The organism is Hydrogenobaculum acidophilum (genome assembly GCF_054656715.1).
Map to the genome: position 1 here is coordinate 1 of NZ_BAAHXP010000036.1, position 1,965 is coordinate 1,965.

The 1,965-nt window shown below is 31.3% G+C and carries 1 protein-coding gene and 1 pseudogene; one reads left to right on the forward strand and one right to left on the reverse strand.

The window, feature by feature from the left end; genetic code table 11:
- Positions 1-532: pseudogene (locus tag ACYQZV_RS08970) on the forward strand (MlaD family protein); the annotation flags it as partial.
- Here ACYQZV_RS08970 and ACYQZV_RS08975 read toward each other — a convergent pair.
- Complete coding sequence (locus ACYQZV_RS08975) at positions 529-1,911, reverse strand: hypothetical protein (RefSeq protein WP_459895275.1); 1,383 nt, start codon at positions 1,909-1,911, stop codon at positions 529-531. The pseudogene ACYQZV_RS08970 and the gene ACYQZV_RS08975 sit on opposite strands and share 4 nt — an antisense overlap.
- Positions 1,912-1,965: the final 54 nt, after the last annotated feature.

Here is a 1,965-nt window from a genome sequence, read left to right on the forward strand (position 1 = left end):
TAGGTTTGAACTATTTAGAGCAGGTCAATCAAAAGGTATTTTATCTTTAAAGTTTCAACCAAACAATCATGAGTATTATCTTTTTGAAATAGTGGGTAATTCTATGGGTAGAGTTACTACGCAGTACATAAACAACAATCCCCAAACTATTTATGAGTACAAACCGGAATACACCTTGCAATACGCTAGAATATTCAAAGATCCATTCTTTAGGCCGGGTAAATCCTATTTTGTAGTGAGGGGAGGTCTTAAAGAGTCTACTGGTGCTGTTGGTTTTGACTACATATACAACAATAGGCTTACATTTACGAGCGACCTATGGAACTTTGGAAGAAAAGATTATCCAAATATGCCAAACCTAAAACCAGATTTGCAAATAGGTGCTACATATCAAGTTTTTGGTCCTCTTTTTGTAAGAGGTGGTATAACAGATATATTAAACAGTCAGCTTACAGGCGGCTTTATAGGAGCAGGGCTTATGTTTACAGATAACGATTTAAAGTACCTGCTTGGTGCTGTAAAGATACCTTAATCATACCAATCTTTTAAGACATCATCTAATATAAGTTGGGCTGGGTCTTGTTTTGGTATTAGCGTATCTTCCATATTTTTTAAAATCTCTCGTCTTTTATCGTACATATCGTCTTTTGCTTTATTTTGTCTAGCCTCTATAAGGTGATTCAATACGCTTTTAAAAGCTTCAAAGCTATCTACTTTGTAAGCGTATTCTAAAGCCAGATTACCTATGGTATTTAGCGGTTGATGGCTTTTTGAATCAAAAAATATCAAGGGTTTTTCTGTGGCTATTGGATATTCTAATAAAAAAGAAAGACCATCGGTAAGCATGGCATCCGATTTGTTAAAAACCTCAAAGTAATCTCCGCCTTCGTAAATTTCTACATTTTCTAAAGAACCAAATTCTTTTACCCACTCATCATATTCTTCTTTGTGCATAATTTGATGCTCCATTAAGGCTCTTCTTAAAAATGGATGCGGTTTGTATATTATTCTTATATATTTTTTTTCTTTTGCTAAATCTGTAATATTTTGATAGATTTTATGAAAAACTCCGAAACCAAGCCACCTTTGAGCTATGCTGTGGTGAGGAGCCCATAAAAGGATAAAAGCTCTGTCGTTATTTTCTGCCGCTTTATTACTTTCTTTTAGAAGTTTTAGCTTATACAACTTTGTACTTCCTACTATTTCAACGTTTTTAGCTTTTAATATTTGGTGTTTTTCAAAATACCTTTTATCAAATTCTGTTTGCACATATATTTTATAAGCTAAGTTATGGACATAAGAATTAAAATGAAAATCATCTTGCTCTGGCTTGAAATGTTCTACAAGTGTTATGGGGTAATAAGGCACATATAAAATTTTAGCAAACATTAAATAAGGCACTTTTAAAGCCAAAGGTCTATCGTTATCCCACGGGCTTTGTATGAATATATAATCTGGGTTTAAAGCTAAAAGTATATCAAGGGCATAATAAGTATTTTCCATATTAAATGTAATATGATCTATACCCTTTTTAGTTAGTTCTTTTGATATCTCATCGGCACCCTCTGCTATCATTGCATCTTTAAAATGATTGTTTATAGCCACAACAACAGTATCAACTTTTTGAGAGTTTTTAAAAGCCCAATAAACATCTTCTATATTGTAGAAAGCTTGCAAATGGTGTATTAGAAAAACTACTTTTGGTTTTTTATTTTTATTGTGTGTTTTTCTTGATATTGCGTATATACCTTGCTGTAAAGTGTGGAATTGTTGATAAGATTGGAAGAAAAAATCGTTTTTAATTTGTGTGATATTTGTTAATACAAAATGCTCTAGATTATTTAACCTTTCTATAATCGCTTTTTGATGGTTTATTATATCTTGTAATGATTTTAATATTTCCTCTTCCACAACATTATAATATCAAAGAAATATAAAGAATTTATAAAATAATCTTTTTTATAA